We start from the raw sequence: 24,868 nt of genomic DNA, 5'->3' as shown, positions 1-24,868 counted from the left end.
CTTTCCTTCCCTCCGAAACTTTCGGCTAAGCAGGTTTTTGACAGTCTGTACCGCGCTGCCGGTTCGTTTCCGGCAGCGCGGTTTTTCTCATTCGATGGATTTGAGGGATTCGGCCATAGAGATGCGGTCGATCTTGCGGATGAGGCACAGGCACACGGCCACGGCCAGCAGCAGCGTGGCGGCGAAGGCCAGCGCATAGCTCAGCGGCGTGACGTGGATGTGGAACGAGACGAGGCTGATGCGGATATTCTGCATGATGAACCGGTGCAGCGCCCAGCCCGCCGGCAGGCCGACGAGCGCACCGCAGAATGTCAGAAGCAGAATTTCGCGGAAGACATAGTTCAGCGTCTCGCGGTGGTAGAAGCCCAGGACCTTCACCGTGGCGATCTCGCGCACGCGCTCCGTGATGCTGATGTTGCAGAGGTTAAAGAGCACGACGAGCGCCAGCGCGCAGGCGCAGACCACGACGAGGCCGACGATGTAGTCCAGGCTCTTCATGGTGTTGTCCACAATGTCCTGCAGGGCCTCGGAGACCGTGACGGACGCGACGCGGGAGTTGGATGACAGCGCCGCGCCGAGCGCGTAGGCATCGCCGTCCGTGAGGATGTAGGCCGTGCTATATTCGCAGTCTGCGCCGAACAGGTCCCTGTAGGTCTCCGCCGTCATGTAGGCATAGTGGTAGACATAATTCTCGAACGTTCCGGCGACGGGGAGATTGACGCTCGTCGTGTCGTCCACGGAGACCGGGAGCGTCTCGCCCACAGAGACCCCGGTATCCCGCGCCAGCGCAGCGTCGAGCAGCACGCCCTGCTGCGGCCAGGCGACGGTCCTGCCGTTCTCATGCAGGTCGATGGCCTGCGTGATGGCGGGGTCGTCCGTCGCAATGACGTTGACCTTGTTGATGCCGCCGGACGTGCGCGCCTCATAGGCCGCGGCGTGCACAAAGATGCACTGCGTCATCTCGTCCGCATATTTTTCGCGGAAGGCCTGCTGCTGCGCCTCGTCCATGGGCGAGACGAACGTGACGGCGATCTGATAGTGCGTGACGCCCTGGAACTGATCGTCCACGACGGTGGAGATGGAATCGCGCAGGCCGAGACCAGCAACGATGAGGGCCGTGCAGCCGCCGACGCCCAGCAGCATCATAAACAGGCGCTTTTTATAGCGCACGATATTGCGGATGGAGACCTTGTGCAGGAAGGACAGGCGGTTCCATACGAACGGAATATACTCGAGCAGGATGCGCTTGCCGGCCTTCGGGGCCTTCGGGCGCATGAGATTCGCGGGGTTCTCGCGCAGCTCCGCATGGCAGGAAAGCCACGTCACGCCCGCCGAGCAGGCCAGCGCCGCCAGAACGGAGATGATGAGCAGCCAGCCGTCGAACACATAGACGATGGGCGCAAAGTCATATAGCATGGAATAGCCCATCCAGATGAACAGTGGGAAGATCCATGTGCCGAGGGCAAAGCCGAGCGCGCAGCCCAGCAACGCCGCGCCGCCGGAATAGGACATATATTTCCATGCGATGGTGCCGTCGCTGTAGCCGAGGGCCTTGAGCGTACCGATCTGCGTGCGCTGCTCATCGATCATGCGCGTCATGGTCGTGATGCACACGAGAGCCGCCACGGCGAAGAAGAACAGCGGAAACACCTTCGCGACGCCCGCGACGATGGAGCTGTCGTTCTCAAACGAGACATAGCCCGTGTTCGTGCTGCGGTCAAGTACATAGCTCTTCGGGTGCTCAAGCTTGTCGACCTCGACCTGTGCGTCCTCGAGCTGCTGCCTGCCGTCGGCAAGCTTCGCCTCGGCATCGGCGAACTGCTTTTCCGCCTCGGCCTTTCCGGCAGCATAGTCGGCCTCGCCCTGCTCCAGCTCAGCCTGCGCGGCGTTCACGGCGGCCCAGCCCGCTGCGATCTCGCTGCGGCTGCTCTCGAGCTGCTTTTTGCCGTCCTCGAGCTTCTGCTTGGCCGCATCGAGCTCCGCTTGTTTTTCATTCAGTGTCTGCATGGCCTCGCTGCGCTTTGCATCCAGCTCCGCCTGCGCCTGCTGCAGCTGCAGATAGCCCTGATAGGCCTCGCTCTGCTCAAACTGGCGCAGCAGCAGATCCGTCGCTTCGATCAGTCCCTGCGTCAGCAGGGCCTCGGCGCTGCCCGGCTCCTGTGAGGCAAGACGCTCGGTGAGCTGGCGGCGCGTGATCTGCAGGGCCTCATACTGCACGAGGATGCCGCTGTCATCGAGCTGCTTCTGCGCGGCGTCGATCTGGGCCTGTGCGGCATCGAGCTGGTCGAGCGCGTCCTGCTTTGCCTGCGTGAAGGCGGCAAGGCCTTCGTCATACTCCTTCTGCCCGGCCTCCAGCTCCTTTTCGCCGCCGGCCAGCTGAGACTCGGCCTGCGTGAGGCGGGCACGGTTGTATTCCAGCTGCTGCGCGCCGTCGTCGAGCTGCGTGCGGGCGTCAGCAAGCTCCTGCTCGGTCTGCGCGCGCCGCTCCTGATATTCCGCAAGGCCGTCGTTATATTCCTTCTGCGCCTTGGAAAGCGCGTCGCGCGTCTCGTCGATGATGTCGTCATAGCGCTTCTGCGCGCGTTCCTTCAGCGCGGAGGTCAGCGCAGGACGCACGGCGTCGACGGCGGCATCGTAGGCATCGGAATAGAGGTCCGTACCCTGCGTGCCGTCCAGCAGCAGGTAAATTTCCGTAAAATAGTCCATGGCGAACGCCTCAGGCTGCAGCAGCACGAAGCCGTTCAGTGTGCCGCCGCCGAGGCTCGTCGTACCGCGCTCCGCGCCGAGATACAGCGGTGTTTCCGCAAGGCCGACGATGGTGAAGGCCGTCTGCGTGAACGCATCGTCCACGGACGCGGCCTGCACCGTGAGCGTTTTGCCGAGGTCGGCCTCCGTGAAGCGGTCGGCATCGGCAAGGCACTCGTCCGCACGCTCCGGCATGCGCCCGGCCGTCAGGCTGGGGCGGTTGACCGCATCGGAGAGCGTCAGCGCCTTGAGCGTCATGCCCTCGTCTTCAAACTCGGCCGTGAGGTCGACGCTCCGTGCGCCCTCGGCAGCCCGCACGCCGTCCAGCCCGGCAAAATAATCGGCGTCCTCCTGCGTCAGGCCGAGCGTGCTGACAAGACGGTAGTCAAACAGCTCCGTTTTCTGCACATACTGCGATCCGGTGCGGAGCATGGCGGGCTGCGCGACCTTCAGGCCCGCAAAGAAACCGACGCCGAGGGCAACGATGGCGACGATGGCCAGAAACCGCCCGAGCGAATGGCGCAGCTCGCGGCGGTTGTTCTTCCGCCAGGCGCTGCCCGTTACCATTCGATCTCCTCCACCGGCGTGACGTGCTCATTCAGGTGGGCATAGGCCACGGTGCCGTTGCGGATGCCGATGACGCGGTCGGCCATGGCAGTAAGCGCGGAGTTATGCGTGATGATGACGACGGTCATACCGTTCTTCCGGCTCTGATCCTGCAGCAGGGCGAGGATCTGCTTTCCCGTGGCATAGTCCAGCGCGCCGGTCGGCTCGTCGCACAGCAGCAGGCTCGGCTTTTTTGCCAGCGCGCGGGCGATGGCCACGCGCTGCTGCTCGCCGCCGGAGAGCTGGGCCGGAAAATTCCTCATGCGTTCGCCGAGGCCGACGTCCGTGAGCACCTGCGGCGCGGGCAGAGAGTCGCGGACGATCTGCGAGGCAAGCTCCACGTTCTCCAGCGCCGTCAGATTCGGGATAAGGTTGTAAAACTGGAACACGAAGCCGATGTCGCGGCGCCGGTAGTCCGCAAGCTGGCGGCGGTCAAAGGCCGAGACCTCGCGGTCGTTCAGAAAGACGCGGCCGCTCGTCAGGGTGTCCATGCCGCCGAGGATGTTCAGAAGCGTCGTCTTGCCCGCGCCGGACGGGCCGACGATGACGCAGATCTCGCCTTTTCCGATCGTAAAGCTCGCGTCGTGCAGGGCACGGACCGCGCCCTCACCGGAGCCGTAAATTTTTTCCACATTTTCAAAACGGATGAATGCTTCTCCCATTCCGGGACCTCCTTCGGGTTCACCACGATTCTGTTTATGGCAGCACCGCATAATTCAGGGAGAGCATTCGGCGAAAAATATCCGGCGAAGGCCGAAACTGCAATTGTGCGGTGTTGCCTTATTTATATAGTATAGCGAATCGCGGGGACGGATTGCAAGCGCAGCGCACACGGCGGGCGTAAAATTCACAGAAAATTCAGGAACCGCGCGCCGGGCTTCGGCATAAGCTGGCGCGAAGGGAGGCGAAAGCATGGAGCTGCATGAATGCATCCTCACGCGGAACGACTGCTGCCGCCGCGGCACACCGCTCGTCCCGCGCGGCGTCATGGTACACTCCACGGGCGCGAACAATCCGTATCTGCGCCGCTATGTGCAGCCGGACGACGGCGAATTGGGCAAAAACCGCTATGACAATGACTGGAACCGGCCGGGACTTCCGGTGTGCGTCCACGCATTTCTGGGCAAAAAGGCCGGCGGCGGCATCGCGGTCTATCAGACGCTGCCGTGGGAGGTGCAGGCCTGGCACTGCGGCCGGTCCGGCAACCGGACGCACCTGGCCTTTGAAATTTGCGAGGACGGACTGGACGACCGGGCCTATTTTACGGCGGTGTACCGCGAAGCCGTCGAGCTGACGGCCTATCTCTGCCGCCGGTTCGGGCTGGACCCGCTGGCAGACGGCGTCGTGCTCGACCACGCGGAGGGCAATCGCCGCGGCATTGCCAGTGCCCACGGCGACGTGGCGCACTGGTTCCCGCGGTTTGGGAAGACCATGGACGATTTTCGGCGGGAGACGGCCGCGCTGCTGCGCAGGCCGGCGGAAAAGGAGGCGGAGGATTTGACACTGCAGGAGCTTGATGCCCGCATCGATGCGCGCATTCGCACCGTTCTGGAGGGAACGGGCAGCAAGGCGAGCAGCTGGGCGCAGGAGGAGCTGGCCCGCGCCATGGCGCACGGCATCACGGACGGCACGCGCCCCGGCGGCTACGCCACGCGCGAGGAGGTCGCCCTGATGGCCGAGCGCGCATATTCCGGGCACGCATAAAATTTGGTCCCGGTGGGGAGGATATTCTCTCAGACTGTCAAAAAACCTGCCAAGCCGAAAGTTTCGGAGGGAAGAAAAGTGTGAAAGGAAACCGTCAGGGTGTCCTTTCACGTTCCATAACCCGCCGCAGCGGCAGAATTGCAAAATAATAATACAAAATTCTATTTTGCAATTTCGGAAGCAGCTTGGCGAAAAAGCCCAAAGGGACTTTTTTGACAAGCTGATTTCCCACCGGGAAATTTTTATGGAACCCGCAGAGAATTGCGCCGTCTAATAGCCGTATTCCATTTTCGAAAGGAAATCATGAACATGAAAAAACTGACCGCACTGCTCCTTGCCGTCCTGCTTGTTTTCGGCCTTGCCGCCTGCGCAGGCTCCCCCGCCGAGTCGAACACGAAGCCGGGCGACACAATGACGCTGCAGGACATCCTCACCTCCATCACGAAGGACGTCGCCGACCTGCCGGACACTGAGACCACGACGCTGACGAAGGACAACTTCGAATACTTCGCCTTCACCGCAATGCCCGACGGCGTCGAGGCCATTGATGCCGACGCGCTCATCAACGCCGTGCCGCACTCCGTCGTGCTCATGCGCGCGCAGGATGCCGAGACGGCCAAGCAGCTCGCCGCTGACGTGGAAGCCAACCTGAACCCGGCCAAGTGGGTATGCGTCGAGGCCGAAAAGACGGCCGTGCTCGTGCACAACTGCACCGTGCTGCTCGTCATGTCCTGGAGCGACGTGACCGACGCCCTCACCGCCAACTTCAACGCGCTCTGGAGCTGAGATGGTATTCTCCGGCGCGGTATTCCTCTATGCCTTTCTTCCGCTCACGCTCGCGGTCTACGCTCTCGCGCCGCAGCGTGGGCGGAATGCCGTTCTGCTGATCGCAAGCCTGCTGTTCTATGCGTTCGGCGAGCCTGTGTATGTATTCCTGCTGCTGCTCTCGTCCGTTTCGGACTGGGCGCTCAGCCTGTGCATCGAGCGGCGGCGCGGCACGCGGACAGCAAAGCTGGCGCTGGCGGTCTCCGTCCTTCTGAATCTCGGGCTGCTCGGCTTTTTCAAATACGCCGACTTCTTCCTGACGACGGTGAACGGTCTGTTCGGCCTTTCCCTGCCGCTGACAGGTGTGCGCCTGCCGCTTGGCATCAGCTTTTATACGTTCCAGACCATGAGCTACACCATCGACGTCTACCGCGGGCGCGTCCGGCCGCAGCGGAACCTCGCGACGTTCGCCACGTTCGTCTGCCTGTTCCCGCAGCTCATCGCCGGGCCGATCGTCCGCTATTCCGATATCGAGGCCGAGCTGCACACGCGGCGCTTCTGCCTCGAGGACATCGGTACGGGCGCGCGGCGCTTTACCGTCGGTCTGGGCAAAAAGGTCCTGCTTGCCAATGTGCTGGGCGAGCTGGTGTCCTCCGCCGGGAACGCAACGGTGCTCGGTGCGTGGCTCGGAGCCGTGGGTTATCTGCTGCAGATTTATTTTGACTTTTCGGGCTACAGCGACATGGCCATCGGCCTCGGGCGGATGTTCGGCTTCACGTTCCCGGAGAATTTCGACTATCCGTATCTTGCCCGCTCCGTGACGGACTTCTGGCGGCGCTGGCATCAGACGCTCGGGCAGTGGTTCCGGGACTATGTCTATATCCCGCTGGGCGGCAGCCGCACGACCCGCGCCAAATGGATCCGCAATGTTGCCGTCGTCTGGCTGCTGACGGGCCTGTGGCACGGCGCGGCGTGGAATTTTGTGCTGTGGGGCGGCTATTTCGGTCTGCTCCTACTGACAGAACGGCTCTGGCTCGGAAAACGGCTGGCCCGTGCGCCCGCTGCCGTGCAGCATGCGCTGCTGCTCCTGCTCGTGACGCTCGGCTTCGTTCTGTTCCGCGCCGAGAGCCTGCAGGCCTGTGGGCAGACGCTCCGGGCCATGTTCGGCGGTGCGCCGCTGTGGGACGCGGACGCGCTTTATGCCCTGCGCAGCTTCGCGGGCGTGCTCGTCCTTGGGGCCGTCGGTGCAACCCGTCTGCCGAAGCGCCTGTGGCAGAGGCTGGAGCCGCACCCCGTCTCGGCCGTGCTCGGGCCGGTGCTGACGGGCCTGCTGCTCCTTGCCGCAACGGCCGCGCTCGTGGACGGCTCGTTCAACCCCTTCCTCTATTTCCGCTTCTGAGGTGAGCCATGAAACGCAAAGCATCCATCGCCACGGCGGCCGTGTTCCTCGCGGTGCTGTTCGGCTTTTCCCTGCTGCATCTCGCCCTGCCGGACCGGGAAGTATCCCGCAGTGAGCGGCGGCGGCTGGCGCAGCTTCCTCCCCTGTCTTCCGGCTTTTCGGACAAGCTTGAGGAATATATGCTTGACCAGTTCCCGCTGCGTGAGCAGCTGCGCACGGTCAACAGCCTCGTGCGGCTCTACGGCCTCGGGCAGGCGGATATCCACGGCATCTATCTGCAGGGCGGCGGGGCCTTCCGCATGGACGGCCCGCTGCAGGAAAAGCAGGTGCGCCATGCCGCAGCGGTCTTTTCCGCCGTGCAGGAGAAATATTTCCCGTCGCTTCCGGCACACTATGTCATCGTGCCGGATAAAAATGCAAAGGCAGAGACCGGCCGCCCGCGGCTGGACACGGAGACGCTGCGCGGCATCGTGCGCGAGGCCCTGCCCGGTATGACGGAGATCGACATCTGGGACCTGCTGCCCGCAGACGACTATTACAAAACGGACCCCCACTGGCGGCAGGAGCGGCTGCTCCCCGTCGCAGCAGCCATCTGCGAAGCGCTGGGCGCGGACGCGCCGGGGACCTTCACGGAAAAAACGCTCTCTCCGTTTTACGGCGCGTATTACGGGCAGGCGGCCCTGCCGATGGCCCCGGATACGCTGACGTACCTCGAAAGCGCCGACACGAAGGCCGCCGAGGTCACCGGCCCGGAGCTGGACGGCGCGCAGCCGGTCTACCGGCCGGAGCTGCTGGACGGGACGGACGGCTACGACGTCTTCCTCTCCGGCGCGCAGGCGGTCCTGACCGTCACGTCGCCCAACGTGCACAACGGGCGGCACCTCGTGCTGTTCCGCGACTCGTTCGGCTCGTCGCTCGCGCCGCTGCTGCTCGGCTCATTCGAGCGCATCACGCTCGTGGACCTGCGCTATATCTCTGCCGCCCGGCTGGCGGACTATGCAGACCTGTCCGATGCGACGGACGTGCTCTATCTCTGCTCGACAGCCGTGTGGAACAACGGCGGCACCCTGCGGGAATGAAGGCCCCGGATTTGCCATTGCGGGGCCCCAAAGGGACCGTGGCAAGCTCGCAGCGCCCGGCCGGATCACAGGCTACCCACAGCGAATTCGAAATTCCTTCGCACATCGTCCCGGCGGCACCTCCGCCGGGACTTTTTCCATTTACCGCACTGCATATTATTGAAAATTACGGGATATTTTCTGTAAAAATATTGACAAAAAAGTTAAGGGGTGATATGCTGGACTTACCTAGGAAGGAAGGGAGTCCCCGGAACGAACGATTCTGTCGCCACAGAAAGTAGAATATAAGAAAGGAAGAAGAGACGTGAAAAAACATCATTTGACTTGTCTGTGCAGCATCCTTTTGCTCGCTGCGCTGTTGGTTTCTCTCACCGTACCGCTGGCCTCGGCCTATTCCGATGTGACTCGCTCTGCTTTTCCGGATTACTTTGACGCGATCAACTATGTAACAGATAATGGCCTGATGAACGGAACATCCTCCGCGAAGTTTGAACCGAATTCCTTTCTCAGTCGTGCGATGCTGGTCGGTGCAGTATGGCATTAGCTCTATTTATGTAGGTGTTGAGAAAAAAAGCAGGACAATCCTCTGTATAACCGCCCTAGTCTCTGGCACACCCAATCTTGTTGAACAAGGCAACACGCTGTCTGGCTGATAAAAAGGAGGGCGCGACAATGCGAATAAGGTTGATGTTAGTTTTATTGGCGATATTGCTTATTCTTTCTTTGGTATTTTTATCGGCCTGCGCCCCAACGGCTGCTTCGTCAGCAGAACCGACGGAGACGACAGTGCCAGCGGATTTGCCCGTTATGACCAAAATTTGGATCACGCCGGAATGCTATCAAGCCCATCCGGAGAACGCCGTTTATAACGCGCAGGGCGATCGGCTCTGCACTGACGGCGCAACGATGGAGGTTCTGGAGGCAGAGGGACCGGATATCAACGGCATGAGCAGCCAGCGACTTCCGGATACCAAACAACTGCGCTTTGTCCTGACCGGAGGGAGCGGCTGGGTCAACGTGCAGTGCGAACAGCTGTTTTTCCGCCTGAATGTGGAATTCACTTCGGAGACGGTGGAAATCCTTGTAACGGCAGACGAGGTCAAGATAGTTGGACAAGGTATGTCTTATGATGTATCGTACCAAGTTTCTTCAGAAATACAGCTTAGACTCAACTCTCTTAGAGGCGAGGACGAGACCTGCGTGCATCTCACCTGGGGCGAAGATGGCCTGCATGTTTCGACGGTCCAAACATCGAAACTTGCTATTGAGGACATGATGGGTGAACCACGAGAAATGCCACCAGGAGGTTTTGTGATCAAGTACCCGAACTCGGTGGTGGACTAAATTGAAAGCTAGAAAGATCACTGTCCAAGTCCAATAATCAATTGCAGAGGAGGCTGCACTCGTGAAATATTTTACGCCTTATAAAGCAACCGTACTTTTTGTTGCAATAGCCATTTCCTCCCTCCTGTTCGGCTGCACAAAGCAGAAATCGGAACCGATGACAAACATCTGGGTTTCTCCCTACTACATTAGTAATTGGCTATACAACGCGGAAGGCAAATACCTGCATACAGGAGCTGACGGTGAGGTAACAGCGGATTCTACGATGGAAATCCTGCGTGAAAGTACCTGGCCAATGGGTGTTACAGCTACAATGCCAAAGTACCTGATTCCAGATACGGAAAAGCTGCGTTTTGAAGTCACATCCAAAAATGCATGGATGCGGGTAGATAGCGATAAAATTTATCTCCTAATCGAACTGATGAATGAGGCAGATGATCAGTGGCTGGAGCTGACAGCGACCGGCTTCCGTCTGAAGGGTGAGGTAGCTTCATACAGTGCAAGGGGATGGTTTGGGCAAGTATCCTTTCCAAGCACAGACGAATTCTATTACACACTGACCGGCGAGCAGGAGAGCGACCTGCAGGTATACTGGCAGGACAATACGCTCCGGATCGTCTCCAAAAGTCCCGGTGAAGTTACGCTGCATTTAAGAGACCTGAAGGATACCTACCAGTTCCCGGCAGGCGGCTGCGTGATCACGGACTTCGCCGACGGAAAGATCATCGTCCAATAATCAAAAACAGTTCCCGGCCCGGCGGCGTCCCCGCCGGGCCGGTGTCTGCAGCGGAGTTCCCTGCGCGCCATTGGCAGCTGCAGATTTCCGCGCACTCCGTCGACCGCACCCGCCATAGTAGGGGAGCGGACAGCCGGGCCCGGCGCAAAACTTCCGGCTGGTACAGGCTGGCGTTAAAATGGCATCAGCCCCCAAATTTGTCATTGCGAGGAGGCCGCAGGCCGACGTGGCAATCTCGGGAAGGCAGTTGCGATTTCGCCGATGGCTTCCCAGTTGTCCTGCCGTGTTCTGCGAGATTGCCACGTCGCTTCGCTCCTCGGAATGACACATCAGGTGGGTGCGGCGGTGCACCAGTGCCCTTACGCGGTTGAATATTCCTGTACAGGGCGTACCCGTAAAGGGCACGCCGCTACAGACGCAATCGGCTGTTACCGTTTTAACGGAGGCCGGTACGAATCGGCAGCGCGCCGTCGGGCCGGGCTGTCCCCTCCCTTACAAAGCGTGGCTGGCAGCCTTGCGCAACTTTCCACGATCCATTTTCCGCTTGCCTTCAGCTTCTTCTCCTGCAGCAGGCGGGCAGGTCCGTCTGCGCGGGCTCCGTCAGGCAGCGGCCCTGCACGTCAAAGCGCGAGCCGTGGCACGGGCAGTCCCAGCTCTTGTCGTCCGGGTTCCACTCCAACCGGCAGCCGAGATGCGGGCAGCGCAGCTCCACGGCGTAATACAGCTCTTCCGTTGCGCGGTACACGCCCATCTGCTTTCCGTCCAGCTCCGCCGGGCCGCCCTCGCCGACGGCCAGCTCGTCCGCCTGCGGGACCGGCCCGTGGAGCACGCGCCGGCCCAGCCCGCGCGCGGCCTGCAGGCCCTCCTCCGCAATGCGGCCCGGCCGCTGCTGCAGCAGATCGCCGGGGTCAAAGACCGCGGCATCCGGATGGCTGCCGTCGCAGATCAGGGCCGTCAGCAGCTCCGCCGCGGCCATGGCATTCGACATGCCCCATTTGCGGAAGCCCGTCGCCACATACCACTGCGGGTCCCTTGCGGAGAACCGCCCGATATACGGCACGCCGGAGGCCGTCATGCAGTCCTGCGCCGACCAGTGCGCCGCCTCGCGGCTGCCGGGGAACAGCGCCTGCGCCGCCTCGCGCAGGGCGGCATAGTGCCCGCCGCCGTTCCGGCCGGTGCGGTGCGCGCCGCCGCTGAGGATGACCGTCCCACGGTAGCTGCGCAGCGACCATGCGTTCGGTTCCAGCCCGTAATACATGCCTGCCGGCAGAACGGCGTTCTGCAGCGCGATGGCGTAGGAGCGCTCCTGATGCATCCGCGCAAAGTAAAGCCCCGGCACGTTCACGAACGGGTAGTGCGACGCAAATACCACGCGCCCGGCCTCAATCGTTCCGCGCGGGGTGAACAGCGTGCCGCCCTCGACGTGCTCGACCGGCGTGCGCTCGTAGATCGTCAGCCGGTCGGCCAGCGCCTGCAGGAACTTCAGCGGATGGAACTGCGCCTGCCCGCGCAGCCGCACGCCGCCGCATACGCGCAGTGGCAGAGGGGTGTCCGGCTCGAACGACGCGTCCAGCCCGAGCGCCCGCTCCGCCTCTGCCTCGCGCAGCAGGGCATCCTCCCGGTCGTAGGAGTAGAGCCACGAGTCCGCGCGCTCCAGATCGCAGTCGATGTGCTCCAGCTCGATGCGCGCGCAGCAGCGCTCCACGGCGCTCCGGTTGGCCCGCGCGTACATCGCCGCCTTTTCCCGGCCGAGCCGCTCGATCAGCCCGGCGTAAATGGCTCCATGCTGTGCGGTGAGCTTCGCCGTCGTGCGGCCCGTCTGGCCGCCCCCGACATGCCCGGCCTCTGCGACGACGACCTGCAGGCCGCGCTCCTGCAGCTCCAGCGCGGTCAGAATGCCCGTCATCCCGCCGCCGATCACGGCCACGTCCGCCTGCGCTTTGCCGTAAAGCGGCGGCCGCGCCGGCCCCTTGCACGTTTTCTCCCAGATCGACTCCATACCCTGCGCCTCCCGTTCGTTTTCGCTATGTAGTATGCGCGGCCCCGCACGATCCATGAGCCACACAGCCCCAAAACCGGAAAAATTTTTTCAAAAGGATTGATTTTTCCGGGAAATGTGCTATAATATCCCCGCTGAATTCAATATGGGCCTGTAGCTCAGCTGGGAGAGCGTTCGGTTCGCATCCGAGAGGTCGAGAGTTCGAGTCTCTTCAGGTCCACCAAACAAGGTTCGGACGAACACCTATTTCTTCAGCGGCGGTTTCGCCGTGAAGTGTTCGCTCTGATCTACAACAGAAAAGCGCCGTCTTGGGAGTGATCCCGAGACGGCGCTTTTTCTATATTTCTGAAGCGTTCTAAAACTTTACATTTGTATACCTTCAATGCTAAGGAGGGGTGTGCTGTGATGACTTTCCTGTACATGAAGCTCAAAAAAGGTGTACTGCGGTATTCCCTCATTTTCAAACTCAATTTAACCAAGGAAATAAAAAAGAAGATATGAAGTAATCAAACTAAAGAAGCTGAATTCTAAGATACGGTTTTTACTTCTGCAATTCCCGGTTTTTGCAATAAATTAAAAACTCATTAATTGCGTTGTGCTGCTGCATTGGATGTCTCATACCTGTTCTTCGTTTACAGAATGTGAAAGTAACCGATTCCTTTGCACGGGATAATGCCACAAAGAATGTGCAGCGATCTTCATCCGGCTGGTTCCTAAAGTTCCAGAAAGCAGAGTCTTCCAATCCAACAAAATATACAGCAGAGTATTCCAGCCCCTTGCTTTTGTGGATTCGGCTGGTAAAGCAAATGGCAGATGCAGAGGGCATTACGGAAGCGCTGAAAGCCAACGACCAAATGGAGTGGGTCGGGCGGATGTATTCCTGCCGAGACCATGCATCCGAAACTGTCTATCATCAAGTAATCTATACATAAGAAAGGCCCTTCGTATCAAGTCAAGAAAATGATACGAAGGGCCTCTTTTTGCCTATTGCGCTTTCAAGAATCCGGATTCAAACGCATCGGGGAAAATAAAGCGCTTCTCACCCTGTTCAAAGCGGACGGTCACATATCCCCTGTTCAGCTCGATCACCTTGCCGATGCCGAACTTAGCGTGAGCCACAGCGCTCCCAACGGCAACGCCGGAAACATCGACCTTCGGTTTTTCGGGCTGCTGGGGCTTTGCGGGAACGATCGGAGATTTCACGCCGAAAGCAGCAGTGACAAAATCCGGCTTAGCCGGTGGTGTCCGAGTTGGAACGGGGGCTTTGGGCGGCTCCGGCTCCTCGTCCGCTTCCGGAACATCGGCTTCGTCGATTTCCGGCGCATGAGCCAAGAGCGGTTCCGCCCGACGCTCTTTTTGCTTGTCTTGAAAAGCTTGGCGAGCTTGCGGATAAAGCCAGTTCACCGGAGCTGGACAAAGAAATCTGCATGGTGCTGAAACAGATCACAGCAGAATTTCTGCTGCCGGAAAAGGGATGATGCGCTATGGCGGTGACAGGCTTTTGGCCTGTGTTCAAAAACCTGAAAGCCACGCTGGACTACGCCGACAATCCCGACAAAACCACCGCACTGGAATATCTCGACGAGGATTTGTACGCCGCCCTGCGCTACGCAGAGAACGATAACAAGACCGACCGCAAAATATTTGTCGGCGGCATCAACTGCTCGGCGCAGAACGCCTGCGCCGAAATGATCGCCGTACAGCGACGGTTTGGTCTGCGTGGCAAGGTGGTCGGTTACCACGGCATTCAGAGTTTTCGTGAGGGTGAGGTTACACCGGAGCGGGCGTTCGCCATCGGCAAGGAAACCGCACGGCGAATGTGGGGCGACCGATATCAGGTGCTGGTTACCGTTCACCTGAACACCGACAATGTGCATTGCCACTTTGTTGTGAATCCTGTGTCCTTCAAGTGTACAGCCGTTCGGTCCTGCGCTGCAGGAGCGGGCTAGCGCTCGAGCAGCCGAAGCATACCGGCGTGGAGCGCGGAGGCTGTCGGCATGGCGGGAACCGCGCCAAAAGCGGTTGCGGTCAGCGAACCGGCCACGCAGGAAACGCCGAGAATGTGCTGCAAAACCTGCGGCGCGGGAATTCTGTCGCAGCAGTCGCAGAGCAGCAGCTCGGAAAGGAAGGTTCCCCAGAAGGCGTCTCCGGAGCCGGTGGTGTCCAGCGCGGTGACCTGAATCGTGTGCTGCCGCAGAAAAACGCCGTTTCTACATAGGCAGAGGCAGCCGTCGGCGCCAAGCGTAACGACAAGCATCCGAATATCGTAACGTTCCAGAAGCTCCCGCATTCCGGCCGTGTGATCGGCGGCCTTTGTCAGAAATTCAAGCTCCTCCTCGGAAAGCTTGACAAGGTCGGCATAGCGCAGTCCCTCGCAGATTGCATGATAGGCGGAGTCGGTATCGGGCCAAAGCGGCAAACGGAGGTTGGGGTCAAACGCGATCGCCGCGCCCTTTGCTTTGGCATATTTCACGGCGTCAAGCGTTGCGGATCGAGCCGGCTCGGCAGTCATGGAGACCGAGCCGAAATGGAAGATACCCGCTTGCTCCAGAAGCGTCAGCGGCAGCTCGGCGGATCGGAGCATACAGTCGGCGCTATGCTGGCGGTAAAAGCTGAAGGATCGATCCCCGCGCTCGTCCAGAGAGACAAACGCCAAGGTGGTCGGCTCCGTCTCGCTGCGCAAAAGGCCGTCGGTGCATATGCCGTTGCGCTCCATTGTGCTGCGGATCAGCCGCCCGAAGACGTCATTGCCGACTTTGCCGATAAATGCGGTCTGCATATTCAAATGGGAGGCGGCGGCCAAAACATTGCTCGGAGCGCCGCCGGGAGCGCCCAGATAGGACACCTTCCCGCTCTCCTGCTGTCCGCCGGGAACAAAGTCGATCAAGGCTTCTCCAAGCGCAACAATGTCGTATTTCGGCGCTGCTTCGCAGCGGATGCACGCGCCGTTGCGTTCTTTGAGGGAGGCCTCCGCGTTGGCGCGGAACACGAGTCTCGGGGCGCGGGTCGGATCCGCCTCCGGAAACGCCTGCGCTCCTTCAAAGCTGTACAGCTCAATGGGTGCGGGGCCGTCGAGCACAACGCACTGCACACGGCCGCGCGCCGTATCGTTTTCGACCGGCGCAAACTGAGGTCGGAAGCCGTATGCACTCAGCTCCCGGAATGATGCGGCAAAATCGCGCGCGGAAAGGCCGATGTGCTCCAGGCCGAGTATTTCCGCAGAGTCAGGCGGGTAGTCCTTGTCAAGGCGCTGGCAGAATTCAAATTTTGTTCCAAAGGGGGCGATCAAATTGAAATACCTTGTGCCCGTGCCGAAAACCTTGGGATTAAAAAAGGGATCGCCTCCATCGTGCTCCGGCGCGAGGCCTTTTGAAAGCAGCGCGCGCAGCAGAGCGCCGGCATCCGGGGCCTCAAGGGCGATGTGCTCAAGCCCGACGATCTTGTCCGGCGCGCGGGACGGCGCGTCCCCCTCGGCGGTGACGAGGCGCAGACGAAAATTTCCGCAAACATAGAGTCTGCCATCGTCGACGGGTAGAAAATGCAGAACGGATTCCAGCCAGCGTCCCGCTTCATCCGGCGAGGGGACGGGCAATTCGATGCAGTGCAAGCGCATAATAAGCTCCTCTTATTGGCTGTGGCGCGAAAGAACGCCCAGATAGATGCTGCTGAGAAGGATCTGCTTTTGCTCAGCGGCGCGGTCCTTGATGCGGCGCAGGATCTCCTCGCCCGCCATTTTGCCCAGCTCGTCGACCGGCTGAGCCACCAGACGTACCGGCGAGGATTCGAGGAGAGGAGAGTCAAAATCCGAAAAGCAAACCAGCTCAACATCCCGGCCGATCTGCATACCGCATTCGCGAAGACAGTGATAAACATCGGTGCCCATCAGGCCATTGGAGGCAACGATCGCAGTACACCTTTGCTTGAGCAGCTCCCTGGTGCTGTTCCATGCGCTGCGCTCCATCGAATCTCCGTGCTGGATAAAGCCATCCTCAATCGGAATGGCGAAATCGGACATAGCCTGACGGTACGCCGCAAGGCGCTCCCGCGAGGTGCTCAGGCGGCTCAGGCCTGTAATGAAGCCGATCCGCCGCTGCCCCTGTTCGATCAGCGAGGCAACGCTCCGGTAGACGGATTGATACGCGGACACCGTCACGGAGGAAAACGGCGCAGCGTCTACCTTCCGGTCGGCCAAAACAGTGGGGAAGGACGCCGGAAGCACCGCAGAAAACTCGCTGTAGGACTCCATGGTCGATGCCAGCAGGATCCCGTCCACAACTCCGGAGGTAAGATACCGCAAATGCTGCAGCTCACGCTCCTTATTCTCTTGTGTGTTCGCGATGATCAAATGGAAGCCCTCTGCAGAAATGCTACTCTCAACAGTCTCGATCAAACGGGCGAAGAACTGGTTGGAAATATCCGGGACCACAAAACCAATGATATTCTTCTTTCCTGTGCGGAAACTGCGGGCAAATGCATTTGGTGTATACCCCAGCTCTCGGATTGCCTTCATCACAAGCTCTCTTGAATGCTCGGATACGGTACGGGTGCCGTTCAGTGTGTGCGATACCGTTGCGGTCGACACGCCCGCCGCGCGCGCAACGTCTGAAATATTCGGCAGTTTCTTTTCTGTTCTCATAGGCGGTTTTATCCTCACTCATCCGTTGCTGTATTGGTTTCATATGCGTAAACGATTACGTTTATTATATCGATGAGATAATTCGTTGTCAAGCCGAATGAAAATAATAAAAAAATTCGGCATATTATACAAAAAATAAGCATAATTTTTGGAATTGACAGAGTGGAAAAACTGTGCTATCCTTGCCGTAGCGAAAAGTTAATCGTTTGCGCAATCGATTAACCAGTGTTAAACAGCATATTATTATAGTAAATAGGAGGTATGTACATGGGTGGATCGTCAGAAGCCGCAGAGGTCGGCTGTCGAATCATCTCAACCGTAGACGTTCTGGTCGTTGGTGGCGGTCCTGCCGGGATCGGGGCTGCGGTCGGCGCGGCTTATCACGAAAATTTGCGTGTGGCGATCGTTGACGAAGGCGGCTGCTTCGGAGGCGCGGTTCCAAAATCGTTGATCACCTTTGCAGAGGGCGGCGTTGTTTGCAGCGGTGACCAGCTCCTGATCAAGGGCGTGTGGCAGCGCATCCAAGACGAAATGGTTCGCCGCGGCGGTGCGATCCCTGCGCACGAGCTGATCCATTCTAATAAGTATTATCCGTTCGACCGTTCCCGCTGCGAAAAGGATCTTCAGCTCACGATTTTTGACCCGGAGTGCTTCAAGCTCGCCGCAGACGAGATTTTGACCTCCCATCCCAACATTCAACCCATCCTGTATACGCGCGCGGTCGCGCCGATTATGAGTGGAAACCGGGTTACCGGCGTTTATGTGGAAAACAGGGAGGGACGCGGCGCGATCCTGGCAAAGCGTGTGATCGACGCAACGGGGATGTCGTTCCTTTTGCGCGCAGCCGGCGCCGAATGCGTGTCAACGTGCGCCAACGCGCCGCACCGTCAGGGGCCGATCCTCGTCTTTTTCAGAGCCGGCGGGATCAGTGAGGTCACGCCGACCTACCGGCCTAACGTAACGGATGTGCCCTACGGCGCGATCAACCTCTTCCCGACGATGCGCGACCATGAATATCGGATCGAGATGACGCGGGCGCTCGGCGACGGAAGCAGCGTGGAGGATATGACCCGCGCTTCGATCGAATGTCGCCGCCAGATCCCGGAGATCATTGAATATCTGCGAAAGAACTGGTACGGCTGTGAGAATATCTACCTGATCGACTCGGGCAATGAGGCGCTGCCGATGTCTCTATATAAGCTGGTCGGCCGCCGGCCGGTGTGCGTGAATGACATGCTGAACGGCGTCGTCCCCGAGGACACAATCGCCCTCTGCGGCTACGGGATCGACGTTCACAGCGCCGAAAAGGGCGGCCAGAATTACCTGCACTACCTCGAGCCGGGTCAATACTATGGCATTGGCTATGGCGCGCTTGTTCCCGCAAGCGAGGTCGAGAACATTCTGACCGCCGGGAAATCGGTTTCCTGCGAATCCGGCGCAGAGGCGGCGATCATGGCGACGGCGCTCAGCATGGCGACCGGCGAGGCGGCCGGAACGGCCAGCGCGCTCAGCATCTGTGACGATGTGCCGGTGCGCAGTGTCGATGTGAAAAAGCTCCGCGAGGCTCTGCGCAGGCAGGGAGCGCTCTTGGAGCCGGAAATACTTCCCGAGGCGCAGAAATACGATGAATACATATTTACCTATTAAGAATTATAAGGAGGACAAGACACGATGAAAACAGTTAACATTCCTGCAAAAGCCTGTCCCGTTGTCGACGAGGTCGATGTGTTGGTCGTAGGCGGCGGCGCGGCCGGCATCGGTGCGGCCATCGGCGCTGCGCAGTGCGGCGCATCGGTCGCGCTAGTCGAGTACTTCGGTGCGCTGGGCGGACTGCTGACAAACGGATATGTTACAAACTGCGAGGCGGGCGTGGCGATCTCCGGCGACAAGATCCTGATCAAGGGCGTTTTCGACAAGCTGGTCACGCGTATGGTCGAAAAGGGCGGCGCGATTCGCGGCTACGACCTGATCCGCTCGAACAAGTATTATCCGTTCGATACCTCGCGCTGCGAAAACGATCTGCAGATCACGCCGTGGGATCCCGAGGCATTCAAGCTCTCCGCCGATGAGCTGATGGCGGAGCACGGCGTAAAGGTGTATTTCTACACGCAATTCACCGAGATCCTCAAGGAGGGCAACAAGGTGGTCGGCGGCGTGATCGAGAATCGCTCCGGGCGTCAGGTCATCTTGGCCAAGCGCGTCGTCGACTGCACCGGCGCTGCCGCCGTCGCGCAAATGGCCGGCGCCGAATGCTGCGGCGTCGGGCGCAAGGGCTCCATGACGCTGATGTTCCGGGTGGGAAACGTCAAGAACGTCGTCCCGTCCTACAAGCCGAATGTGAAGGAGATCCCCTATGGTGCGGTGAACTTCTTCCCTCTGATCCGGGAAGGAGACTTCCGCGTGGAGATGACCCGCTATATCGGCAGCGAGAACAGCGCGGAGGATTATACAAAGGGCACTATTGAGTGCCGCCGTCAGTGCCAGGAGGTTCTGCAATACCTGAAGGAGCACTGGATCGGCTTTGAGGACGCTTATATCATTGACACCGCGCCGACGCTCGGCTCGCTTGCTCAGCCGGCGCTGGTGGGCGAAAAGAAAATGACGCAGGAGATGATCCTCAAGCGCGAGATGCCGGACGACCGCATTGCCATCACCGCCTACGGCATCGACCTGCACAGCCCGGAGATGGGCGGGCAGAATTTCCTGTACTATCTGACCCCCGGCGAATATTACGGCGTGCCGTTCGGCGTGGTCGTTCCGAAATCGCCTGTTGAGAATCTTCTGGTCGGCGGAAAATGCGTTTCCACCGAGCGGGACGCGTTCAGCTCCGTCTGCTGCTCCGCCATTTCCATGGCGACCGGCGAAGCCGCAGGCACGGCCTGCGCGATCAGCATCCGCGAGGGTGTGAATGCCCGCGATGTGGACATCGGGATGCTGCAGCAGGCTCTCGTGAAAAACGGCGTATTGCTCGATCCGGAGCCCGCTCCTTCGGTCGAAAAATACTATGTTTACCCCAAGCGTGAATTCAAGCTCGACGAAAACGGAAAATTGAAAGGATGAGAAAAAATGAAAAAACTGATCGCTCTTTTGCTTTGCGTCTGCCTGCTGCTGAGTGCAGCAGCCTGTACGAATGCACCAGCCGTCGGCAAGAGTACGGATGCCTCAAACCAGGACGGTGAGCAGCGCCTGCGCATCGTCGCCACGCTCCAGTCTCAGCAGATCAACTTCTGGTCGAATGTTCAGCACACGCTTGAGCGTCTTGCAAAGGAAGAAAACGTCGATCTGACGATCATGGATCTGAACGGCGACGTCACAACGTTTGCAAACGTGATCGACGACATCGTCGCCATGAAGCCGGACGGCGTCATTACCTGCGGCTTGGAAACATCAACTCTGGGCATCCATGTGAAGACCCTGCAGGACGCCGGCATTCCCGTCGTGACCTACAACATCAGCCCGGAGGGCGCAACCTGCCCGCAGGTCGTTGCAGATCAGTCGGAGTTCGGCCGCGTCGCCGGCACTGCGGCGGCAGAGTACTGGAAAGAAAATCACCCGGATACGACGCCTGTCGGCGGTGCAGTCGATCTGTATTCCGCGCCGCAGTGCAAGGAACGCGTCGACGGCTTTGTGGAGGGCTTCCGCACCGTCTATCCCGACTTTGAAGTCGTCCAGTCCGTGGACGGCGGCGGCTCGCGCTCGGTTTCCCTTGCAGCGTGTGAGGATTTGCTGCAAGCGCACCCGGAGATCAACGTCATGTTCGGCATCAACGCCGACAGCGCGCTCGGCGCTCTGGATGCTCTGCGCGAGATCAATCGCGGCACGTCCGCCGATTCCCTTGTCGCCAGCGTCGACGGGACGGAGGCCGACTGTGCAGAGCTGAAGGATCCGAACTCCGCCCTGAAGGCCGTTGCGGGCAACTCTCCGCGCATTATGGCCGAGATGGCGTGGAACCTCCTGATGCAGGTCATTCGCGGCGAGCTTTCTGCCAACGAGGATTATCCGCAGTCGCTTGAGATCATTTCGGTCACAACGGATACGGCGGATTCCTGGGTCAAAGAGAATTTCGAATAAAAAGCAGTTCCCCATCACGCAGTCCGAAGCGACCGCAGACCGCTTCGGACTGCCTTCTGTTATACGAAAGCGCGGATCGGGCCGGAGAATAAGCAGCTCCGGTCGCGAACGCTTTTATACAAATACTCAGGAGGCGGAGAGAAATACTCCGATGTTCAAGATGAATGACCCTATTTTATTGGAATTTTGCCGCGTTAGGAAGCAATTCGGCCCGGTTATTGCCCTGAATGACGTTTCGTTCTCCGTTCGCGCCGGAGAGGTGCATTGCCTCGTCGGCGAAAACGGGGCCGGCAAATCAACCCTGATCAAGATCCTTGCCGGTGCCTACAGCATTGACGGCGGCGAGCTTCGGATCGACGGGAAGCCCGTTCGGATCGAAACGCCCGCTCAGGCCGCCGCGTACGGAATCTCCGTTGTTTATCAGGACGTGACAAACGTGGATAAGCTTTCCATTGCGGACAACATCGTTCTCGGTGCGGAGAACAGCAGATTTGGTTTCAATCAGAAAAAGAAAAATATCGAATTCGTTCGGCCGTTTTTAAGCCAAGTCGGGCTTGAAATCGAGCCGACCGTGCTAATGGAATCACTTTCCATTGCGCAAAAGCAGATGGTAATGATTGCAAAGGCCCTGTCAAAAAACGCCAGAGTAATCGTGCTTGACGAGCCGACAGCCATGCTGAATGAGCAAGAGGTCCATACGCTGTTTCAGATTATTGGCAGCCTGCGCGAGCGGGGCATCACGGTGGTATACATTTCCCACCGAATGGAAGAAATCTATCGCATCGGCGACCGGGTGACCGTTTTAAAGGACGGCAGCTATGTCGGAACATGGGCTCTGTCCGAAATCAATACCCAGCAGCTGATCGTCAAAATGGTGGGACGCGAGCTTCACGACGTTTACCCAAGCAAGCAGCGTCCGGTTGGAAAAGAGCTGCTGCGCGTTGAGAATCTGACCACGGAAAAAATCAAGGGCGTGAGCTTCAGCTTACGCGAGGGCGAGGTCGTCGGACTTGCGGGTCTGGTCGGCTCCGGTCGAACGGAGGTTCTGCGTGCAATTTTCGCGGCTGACAAGCTGCGCAGCGGGCAGGTTATTCTGGAGGGAAAGCAGCTTTCCATGGGCGCCCCGATCGATGCGATCCGGAACGGCATCGGACTGCTGCCGGAGGAACGCAAGCGCCAGGGAATCGTGAACTGTCTGTCTGTAAAGGACAACATCACGCTGATTTATTCCCAGCTGACCGCGAAATTCGGCTTTCTGAAAAAGGTGGGCGACGATGCGATCGTCCGACGCTATATCGACACGCTGCATATCAAAACGCCGTCTGCGATGCAGGCGGTGGGGAATCTCTCCGGCGGCAATCAGCAAAAGGTCGTTGTCTCAAAGTGGCTGTCTATCTCCCCTCGGATCCTGCTTCTGGATGAACCGACGCAGGGAATCGACGTCGGAGCAAAGGCGGACATCTATCAGCTGATCGATCGTCTTGCTCGGGAAGGCATGGGCGTGATTGTGGTTTCCTCCGACCTGATCGAGATCATCAACCTCAGCAATCGAATCGTGGTCATGCGAGACGGTCAAGCCATAAAAACACTGGAAAGCGATGAGCTTACAGAAGAGAATGTTATGCTATATGCTATGGGAGTTAACGCCGATGAAAAAGCTTAAAACAAATACGCAAACAAAGCAGCGCCTTGTAACGCTGCTGATCCTTGTACTGATTATGGTGATCCTTTCGTGTATCAGTAACAAGTACCTTACGGTCAACAACCTGATTAACATTGTCCGCCAGGAGAGCACCCTGATTATTATTGCCTGTGCCGCGACAATGCTGATGATATCCGGCGGCATGGACCTTTCTCCGGCAGGCGTGATCGCCCTGACCTCCGTGGTTTTTGCGAAGCTCTGCGTCGCAGGCATCAGCATCCCGCTGGCGGCGCTGCTGTCGCTTCTTGTTGGCGTCGCTGCAGGCACGTTCAGCGGTCTGCTGGTCGTGCTTGCCAATGTTCCGCCCATGATCGCAACGCTTGGCACGTGGTACATCACAAAGGGCCTGGCGTATGCGATCAGCAACAGCTATGCGATTGTGCAGGGGCTTCCTGCAAATTTTGGTTGGGTCAACCGCTATATCGGGCCATTCCCGCTCATGGTGGTGATCGCCGTGGCAGTTTTTGCCGTGTTTTACATTCTCCTGAACCGAACTCTGCTCGGGAAATATGCCTATGCGATTGGCGGCAATAGCGAGACCGCGCGCCTTTCGGGTATTAAGGTCAATCTGGTGCGCTGCGTATTGTACATTTTAACTGCGCTCATGTCCTCCTTTGTCGGCATTCTGATGTCCTCACGCATCAATTCCGGTGACCCGAATCTCAGCACCTCCGGAATTGAGTTTGAGATCATTGTTGCGATCATCCTCGGCGGAACCAGTCTGCTTGGTGGTCAGGGCTCGCTGATCGGAACGCTGATCGGCGCGCTGATCCTCGGGAACCTTTCCAACGGCATGAATCTGCTGGGAATCGGCACGGTCTATCAGTTCATCGTCGAGGGCGCCGTGCTGGTCGTGGCTGTCGTTCTTGATCTGACGCTGAAGGGCAACGGCCTTCGCATCAAGAAGCTGCGCCGGTCAAACTGACCTCGGAAGCCCCACAAAAAATCCGGACACGAGAATGATTTTGTGACGATAAATAGCTCCGCTGCCGCTCCTTCGGTCAAGGCCGAGAAGCGGCAGCGAAGCTGCTTCGAACGGGCTTTGGATAAGTGGAGCTGCAAGCAAGAAAAGGGGCAGTCTCACTAAAAGGCAGCCCCCAAAAAAGCAAAGGCCCGGCTCTTGCGTAGAGCCGGGTTTTGGCGTATTATTTAGGTGCGAAACAAAACAAATGTTCTATAATTAATGACGCCTCTGAACTATATCGGCTCGGAGGCGTTTTTCGTTATCTCTGTTCAGGCGGACAGATCTTCGGGAGGATTTCAAGGAAGTGCTGACCAATCTTTTCTGCGTCATAGCCGTTGGCCTCGCAGATGAACCGGATGGTATCCGGCAGCAGGACGTGACCCTTCGCTTTCTCCACTTCGTATTCCTTGTTTGTGATTTGCTTCATAGTGGGCATCTCGTCAGACAGGAGTTTGTCAAAGCGACATAACATAAATCTGGCACGGATTCCATTTGTCCCACAGATTTGGCATCAATTCAAATTCCTTAAATCCAAGGCTTAGGTAAAAACGGTTTGTTTCATCGTATTCCGGATACTTGCCCATTTGAACCGTCTTTACCTGAATAAAAGAATAGCTATGTTCTGCAGCAATCCGCTTTGCCTCGTCAAACATATCTCTGCCAATACCTTTACGATGATGCGTCTTCAATACGCCCATAACAGCAAGCTCAACGGTATCTTTTCCCGTTTCCTTCAGACACAAAAAACCATTGGCTTTTTCTTCTTCAAAAGAGGCAACCATTATTTCATTCGCACTTTCACGAATATAGTTTTCTGTTGATTCCGGAATCCCAAACCACTCTGGCAGTGCCGTAAGAATGCTGCGTGCAATTCGTTGCTTCTCCTCAATATCATCCACTATTCTTATCATCACTTTCACCTCTGCAAATCATGATTTCTAACCGTCTATTATACCAGCGAAGCATGAACATTTCTACCAAGAAAAACAGCCGGGATTATAGCGCGGGGTTCTCCATGTCAACCCGGTAGGGGGATGAAAATCTCCGGGACCTTTTCGATCGGACAACGGCCCGGGGTCACACGCACCAAAATCGCAAAAAAGACATGGGGCTGCTCC

Annotated in this window: 23 protein-coding genes and 1 tRNA gene; 15 read left to right on the top strand and 9 right to left on the bottom strand. The window is 58.6% G+C overall.

The annotated features are described in order from the left end of the window. Nucleotides 1-87 precede the first annotated feature (87 nt). Both ACMKFF_RS03750 and ACMKFF_RS03745 read right to left on the bottom strand, forming a co-directional pair. Nucleotides 88-3,312, bottom strand: coding sequence for an FtsX-like permease family protein (locus ACMKFF_RS03750; protein ID WP_419496086.1), 3,225 nt, complete (start codon nt 3,310-3,312; stop codon nt 88-90). After that, nucleotides 3,306-4,013 carry an ABC transporter ATP-binding protein gene (locus ACMKFF_RS03745; RefSeq protein WP_417325455.1) on the bottom strand — a complete coding sequence of 236 codons (708 nt, stop codon included), beginning with the start codon at nt 4,011-4,013 and terminating at the stop codon, nt 3,306-3,308. Before ACMKFF_RS03745 ends, ACMKFF_RS03750 begins: the two co-directional genes overlap by 7 nt. A gap of 250 nt (nt 4,014-4,263) precedes the next feature. On the opposite strand from ACMKFF_RS03745, the gene ACMKFF_RS03740 reads away from it, so the two are divergent. The 7 genes from ACMKFF_RS03740 to ACMKFF_RS03710 all read left to right on the top strand — a co-directional run bounded on the left by ACMKFF_RS03740 (nt 4,264) and on the right by ACMKFF_RS03710 (nt 10,378). Then, nucleotides 4,264-5,055, top strand: a complete 792-nt coding sequence (locus ACMKFF_RS03740; RefSeq protein WP_419496085.1) for an N-acetylmuramoyl-L-alanine amidase family protein — start codon at nt 4,264-4,266, stop codon at nt 5,053-5,055. 309 nt (nt 5,056-5,364) lie between these two features. Then, nucleotides 5,365-5,841: a hypothetical protein gene (locus tag ACMKFF_RS03735; RefSeq protein WP_419496084.1), complete on the top strand. Its 477-nt coding sequence runs from the start codon at nt 5,365-5,367 to the stop codon at nt 5,839-5,841. Between the two features lies 1 nt (nt 5,842). Then, a complete protein-coding gene (locus ACMKFF_RS03730; RefSeq protein WP_419496083.1) occupies nt 5,843-7,219 on the top strand; it encodes an MBOAT family O-acyltransferase in 1,377 nt (458 codons plus the stop codon). 8 nt (nt 7,220-7,227) lie between these two features. Continuing rightward, on the top strand, nt 7,228-8,298 hold the full coding sequence (locus tag ACMKFF_RS03725) for a DHHW family protein (protein WP_419496082.1): 1,071 nt from the start codon (nt 7,228-7,230) through the stop codon (nt 8,296-8,298). Between the two features lie 304 nt (nt 8,299-8,602). Further along, the gene (locus ACMKFF_RS03720) at nt 8,603-8,842 is read left to right on the top strand and encodes an S-layer homology domain-containing protein (protein ID WP_419496081.1); all 240 of its coding nucleotides are present in this window, start codon (nt 8,603-8,605) and stop codon (nt 8,840-8,842) included. 128 nt (nt 8,843-8,970) lie between these two features. Next, nucleotides 8,971-9,642: a hypothetical protein gene (locus tag ACMKFF_RS03715; protein ID WP_419496080.1), complete on the top strand. Its 672-nt coding sequence runs from the start codon at nt 8,971-8,973 to the stop codon at nt 9,640-9,642. A 61-nt stretch (nt 9,643-9,703) separates the two neighbouring features. Then, nucleotides 9,704-10,378, top strand: a complete 675-nt coding sequence (locus tag ACMKFF_RS03710; RefSeq protein WP_419496079.1) for a hypothetical protein — start codon at nt 9,704-9,706, stop codon at nt 10,376-10,378. A 550-nt stretch (nt 10,379-10,928) separates the two neighbouring features. Here the strand turns inward: ACMKFF_RS03710 and ACMKFF_RS03705 are convergent. Beyond that, entirely contained in the window at nt 10,929-12,377 is a 1,449-nt protein-coding gene (locus ACMKFF_RS03705; protein ID WP_419496078.1) for an FAD-dependent oxidoreductase, read from the bottom strand. Nucleotides 12,378-12,524: 147 nt separating this feature from the next. Here ACMKFF_RS03705 and ACMKFF_RS03700 point away from each other — a divergent pair. Then, nucleotides 12,525-12,600 (top strand) — tRNA-Ala (locus tag ACMKFF_RS03700). Nucleotides 12,601-12,918: 318 nt separating this feature from the next. Here the strand turns inward: ACMKFF_RS03700 and ACMKFF_RS03695 are convergent. After that, on the bottom strand, nt 12,919-13,203 hold the full coding sequence (locus ACMKFF_RS03695) for a 3'-5' exonuclease (RefSeq protein ID WP_419496077.1): 285 nt from the start codon (nt 13,201-13,203) through the stop codon (nt 12,919-12,921). Here ACMKFF_RS03695 and ACMKFF_RS03690 point away from each other — a divergent pair. Beyond that, on the top strand, nt 13,154-13,309 hold the full coding sequence (locus ACMKFF_RS03690) for a TnpV protein (RefSeq protein ID WP_419496076.1): 156 nt from the start codon (nt 13,154-13,156) through the stop codon (nt 13,307-13,309). The two genes, ACMKFF_RS03695 and ACMKFF_RS03690, sit on opposite strands and share 50 nt — an antisense overlap. A 52-nt stretch (nt 13,310-13,361) precedes the next feature. Here ACMKFF_RS03690 and ACMKFF_RS03685 read toward each other — a convergent pair whose 3' ends face one another. Beyond that, nucleotides 13,362-13,781: a hypothetical protein gene (locus ACMKFF_RS03685; RefSeq protein ID WP_419496075.1), complete on the bottom strand. Its 420-nt coding sequence runs from the start codon at nt 13,779-13,781 to the stop codon at nt 13,362-13,364. A gap of 80 nt (nt 13,782-13,861) precedes the next feature. On the opposite strand from ACMKFF_RS03685, the gene ACMKFF_RS03680 reads away from it, so the two are divergent. After that, nucleotides 13,862-14,326: a relaxase/mobilization nuclease domain-containing protein gene (locus ACMKFF_RS03680; protein WP_419496074.1), complete on the top strand. Its 465-nt coding sequence runs from the start codon at nt 13,862-13,864 to the stop codon at nt 14,324-14,326. Here the strand turns inward: ACMKFF_RS03680 and ACMKFF_RS03675 are convergent. Together ACMKFF_RS03675 and ACMKFF_RS03670 are read right to left on the bottom strand one after the other, a co-directional pair. Further along, nucleotides 14,323-15,990: a PfkB family carbohydrate kinase gene (locus ACMKFF_RS03675; protein ID WP_419496073.1), complete on the bottom strand. Its 1,668-nt coding sequence runs from the start codon at nt 15,988-15,990 to the stop codon at nt 14,323-14,325. The two genes, ACMKFF_RS03680 and ACMKFF_RS03675, sit on opposite strands and share 4 nt — an antisense overlap. A 12-nt stretch (nt 15,991-16,002) precedes the next feature. Further along, the gene (locus ACMKFF_RS03670) at nt 16,003-17,013 is read right to left on the bottom strand and encodes a substrate-binding domain-containing protein (RefSeq protein WP_177473130.1); all 1,011 of its coding nucleotides are present in this window, start codon (nt 17,011-17,013) and stop codon (nt 16,003-16,005) included. 267 nt (nt 17,014-17,280) lie between these two features. Here ACMKFF_RS03670 and ACMKFF_RS03665 point away from each other — a divergent pair, with 267 nt between their 5' ends. The 5 genes from ACMKFF_RS03665 (at nt 17,281) to ACMKFF_RS03645 (ending at nt 23,711) form a co-directional block, all read left to right on the top strand. Further along, nucleotides 17,281-18,660 carry an FAD-dependent oxidoreductase gene (locus ACMKFF_RS03665; RefSeq protein ID WP_418488058.1) on the top strand — a complete coding sequence of 460 codons (1,380 nt, stop codon included), beginning with the start codon at nt 17,281-17,283 and terminating at the stop codon, nt 18,658-18,660. A 24-nt stretch (nt 18,661-18,684) separates the two neighbouring features. Further along, nucleotides 18,685-20,073 (top strand): FAD-dependent oxidoreductase, encoded by a 1,389-nt coding sequence (locus ACMKFF_RS03660; RefSeq protein WP_349134761.1) that lies wholly within the window; start codon nt 18,685-18,687, stop codon nt 20,071-20,073. Nucleotides 20,074-20,079: 6 nt separating this feature from the next. Continuing rightward, nucleotides 20,080-21,084 (top strand): sugar ABC transporter substrate-binding protein, encoded by a 1,005-nt coding sequence (locus ACMKFF_RS03655; protein WP_419496072.1) that lies wholly within the window; start codon nt 20,080-20,082, stop codon nt 21,082-21,084. A 151-nt stretch (nt 21,085-21,235) separates the two neighbouring features. Then, nucleotides 21,236-22,747, top strand: a complete 1,512-nt coding sequence (locus tag ACMKFF_RS03650; protein ID WP_419496071.1) for a sugar ABC transporter ATP-binding protein — start codon at nt 21,236-21,238, stop codon at nt 22,745-22,747. Further along, nucleotides 22,734-23,711 carry an ABC transporter permease gene (locus ACMKFF_RS03645; protein ID WP_419496070.1) on the top strand — a complete coding sequence of 326 codons (978 nt, stop codon included), beginning with the start codon at nt 22,734-22,736 and terminating at the stop codon, nt 23,709-23,711. The genes ACMKFF_RS03650 and ACMKFF_RS03645 overlap by 14 nt, the downstream gene beginning before the upstream one ends. Nucleotides 23,712-24,009: 298 nt before the next feature. Here ACMKFF_RS03645 and ACMKFF_RS03640 read toward each other — a convergent pair whose 3' ends face one another. Further along, a complete protein-coding gene (locus ACMKFF_RS03640; RefSeq protein ID WP_419496069.1) occupies nt 24,010-24,177 on the bottom strand; it encodes a hypothetical protein in 168 nt (55 codons plus the stop codon). Between the two features lie 28 nt (nt 24,178-24,205). Further along, nucleotides 24,206-24,649 (bottom strand): GNAT family N-acetyltransferase, encoded by a 444-nt coding sequence (locus tag ACMKFF_RS03635; protein WP_419496068.1) that lies wholly within the window; start codon nt 24,647-24,649, stop codon nt 24,206-24,208. Nucleotides 24,650-24,868: the final 219 nt, after the last annotated feature.

Origin of the sequence: Faecousia sp. (assembly GCF_048519415.1) — a bacterium.
In the GTDB taxonomy this organism is placed as follows: Bacteria; Bacillota; Clostridia; order Oscillospirales; family Oscillospiraceae; genus JAZOXB01.
This window is presented reverse-complemented; position numbering and strand designations above follow the sequence as displayed.

What these genes read in the sequence shown, in the direction of transcription:
- ACMKFF_RS03745 (WP_417325455.1), bottom strand. Translation starts at nt 4,013, where the DNA reads ATGGGAGAAGCATTCATCCGTTTTGAAAATGTGGAAAAAATTTACGGC.
- ACMKFF_RS03650 (WP_419496071.1), top strand. Translation starts at nt 21,236, where the DNA reads ATGTTCAAGATGAATGACCCTATTTTATTGGAATTTTGCCGCGTTAGG.
- ACMKFF_RS03735 (WP_419496084.1), top strand. Translation starts at nt 5,365, where the DNA reads ATGAAAAAACTGACCGCACTGCTCCTTGCCGTCCTGCTTGTTTTCGGC.
- ACMKFF_RS03655 (WP_419496072.1), top strand. Translation starts at nt 20,080, where the DNA reads ATGAAAAAACTGATCGCTCTTTTGCTTTGCGTCTGCCTGCTGCTGAGT.
- ACMKFF_RS03750 (WP_419496086.1), bottom strand. Translation starts at nt 3,312, where the DNA reads ATGGTAACGGGCAGCGCCTGGCGGAAGAACAACCGCCGCGAGCTGCGC.
- ACMKFF_RS03675 (WP_419496073.1), bottom strand. Translation starts at nt 15,990, where the DNA reads ATGCGCTTGCACTGCATCGAATTGCCCGTCCCCTCGCCGGATGAAGCG.
- ACMKFF_RS03660 (WP_349134761.1), top strand. Translation starts at nt 18,685, where the DNA reads ATGAAAACAGTTAACATTCCTGCAAAAGCCTGTCCCGTTGTCGACGAG.
- ACMKFF_RS03715 (WP_419496080.1), top strand. Translation starts at nt 8,971, where the DNA reads ATGCGAATAAGGTTGATGTTAGTTTTATTGGCGATATTGCTTATTCTT.
- ACMKFF_RS03670 (WP_177473130.1), bottom strand. Translation starts at nt 17,013, where the DNA reads ATGAGAACAGAAAAGAAACTGCCGAATATTTCAGACGTTGCGCGCGCG.
- ACMKFF_RS03665 (WP_418488058.1), top strand. Translation starts at nt 17,281, where the DNA reads ATGGGTGGATCGTCAGAAGCCGCAGAGGTCGGCTGTCGAATCATCTCA.
- ACMKFF_RS03740 (WP_419496085.1), top strand. Translation starts at nt 4,264, where the DNA reads ATGGAGCTGCATGAATGCATCCTCACGCGGAACGACTGCTGCCGCCGC.
- ACMKFF_RS03695 (WP_419496077.1), bottom strand. Translation starts at nt 13,203, where the DNA reads ATGCCCTCTGCATCTGCCATTTGCTTTACCAGCCGAATCCACAAAAGC.
- ACMKFF_RS03730 (WP_419496083.1), top strand. Translation starts at nt 5,843, where the DNA reads ATGGTATTCTCCGGCGCGGTATTCCTCTATGCCTTTCTTCCGCTCACG.
- ACMKFF_RS03645 (WP_419496070.1), top strand. Translation starts at nt 22,734, where the DNA reads ATGAAAAAGCTTAAAACAAATACGCAAACAAAGCAGCGCCTTGTAACG.
- ACMKFF_RS03705 (WP_419496078.1), bottom strand. Translation starts at nt 12,377, where the DNA reads ATGGAGTCGATCTGGGAGAAAACGTGCAAGGGGCCGGCGCGGCCGCCG.
- ACMKFF_RS03725 (WP_419496082.1), top strand. Translation starts at nt 7,228, where the DNA reads ATGAAACGCAAAGCATCCATCGCCACGGCGGCCGTGTTCCTCGCGGTG.
- ACMKFF_RS03640 (WP_419496069.1), bottom strand. Translation starts at nt 24,177, where the DNA reads ATGAAGCAAATCACAAACAAGGAATACGAAGTGGAGAAAGCGAAGGGT.
- ACMKFF_RS03680 (WP_419496074.1), top strand. Translation starts at nt 13,862, where the DNA reads ATGGCGGTGACAGGCTTTTGGCCTGTGTTCAAAAACCTGAAAGCCACG.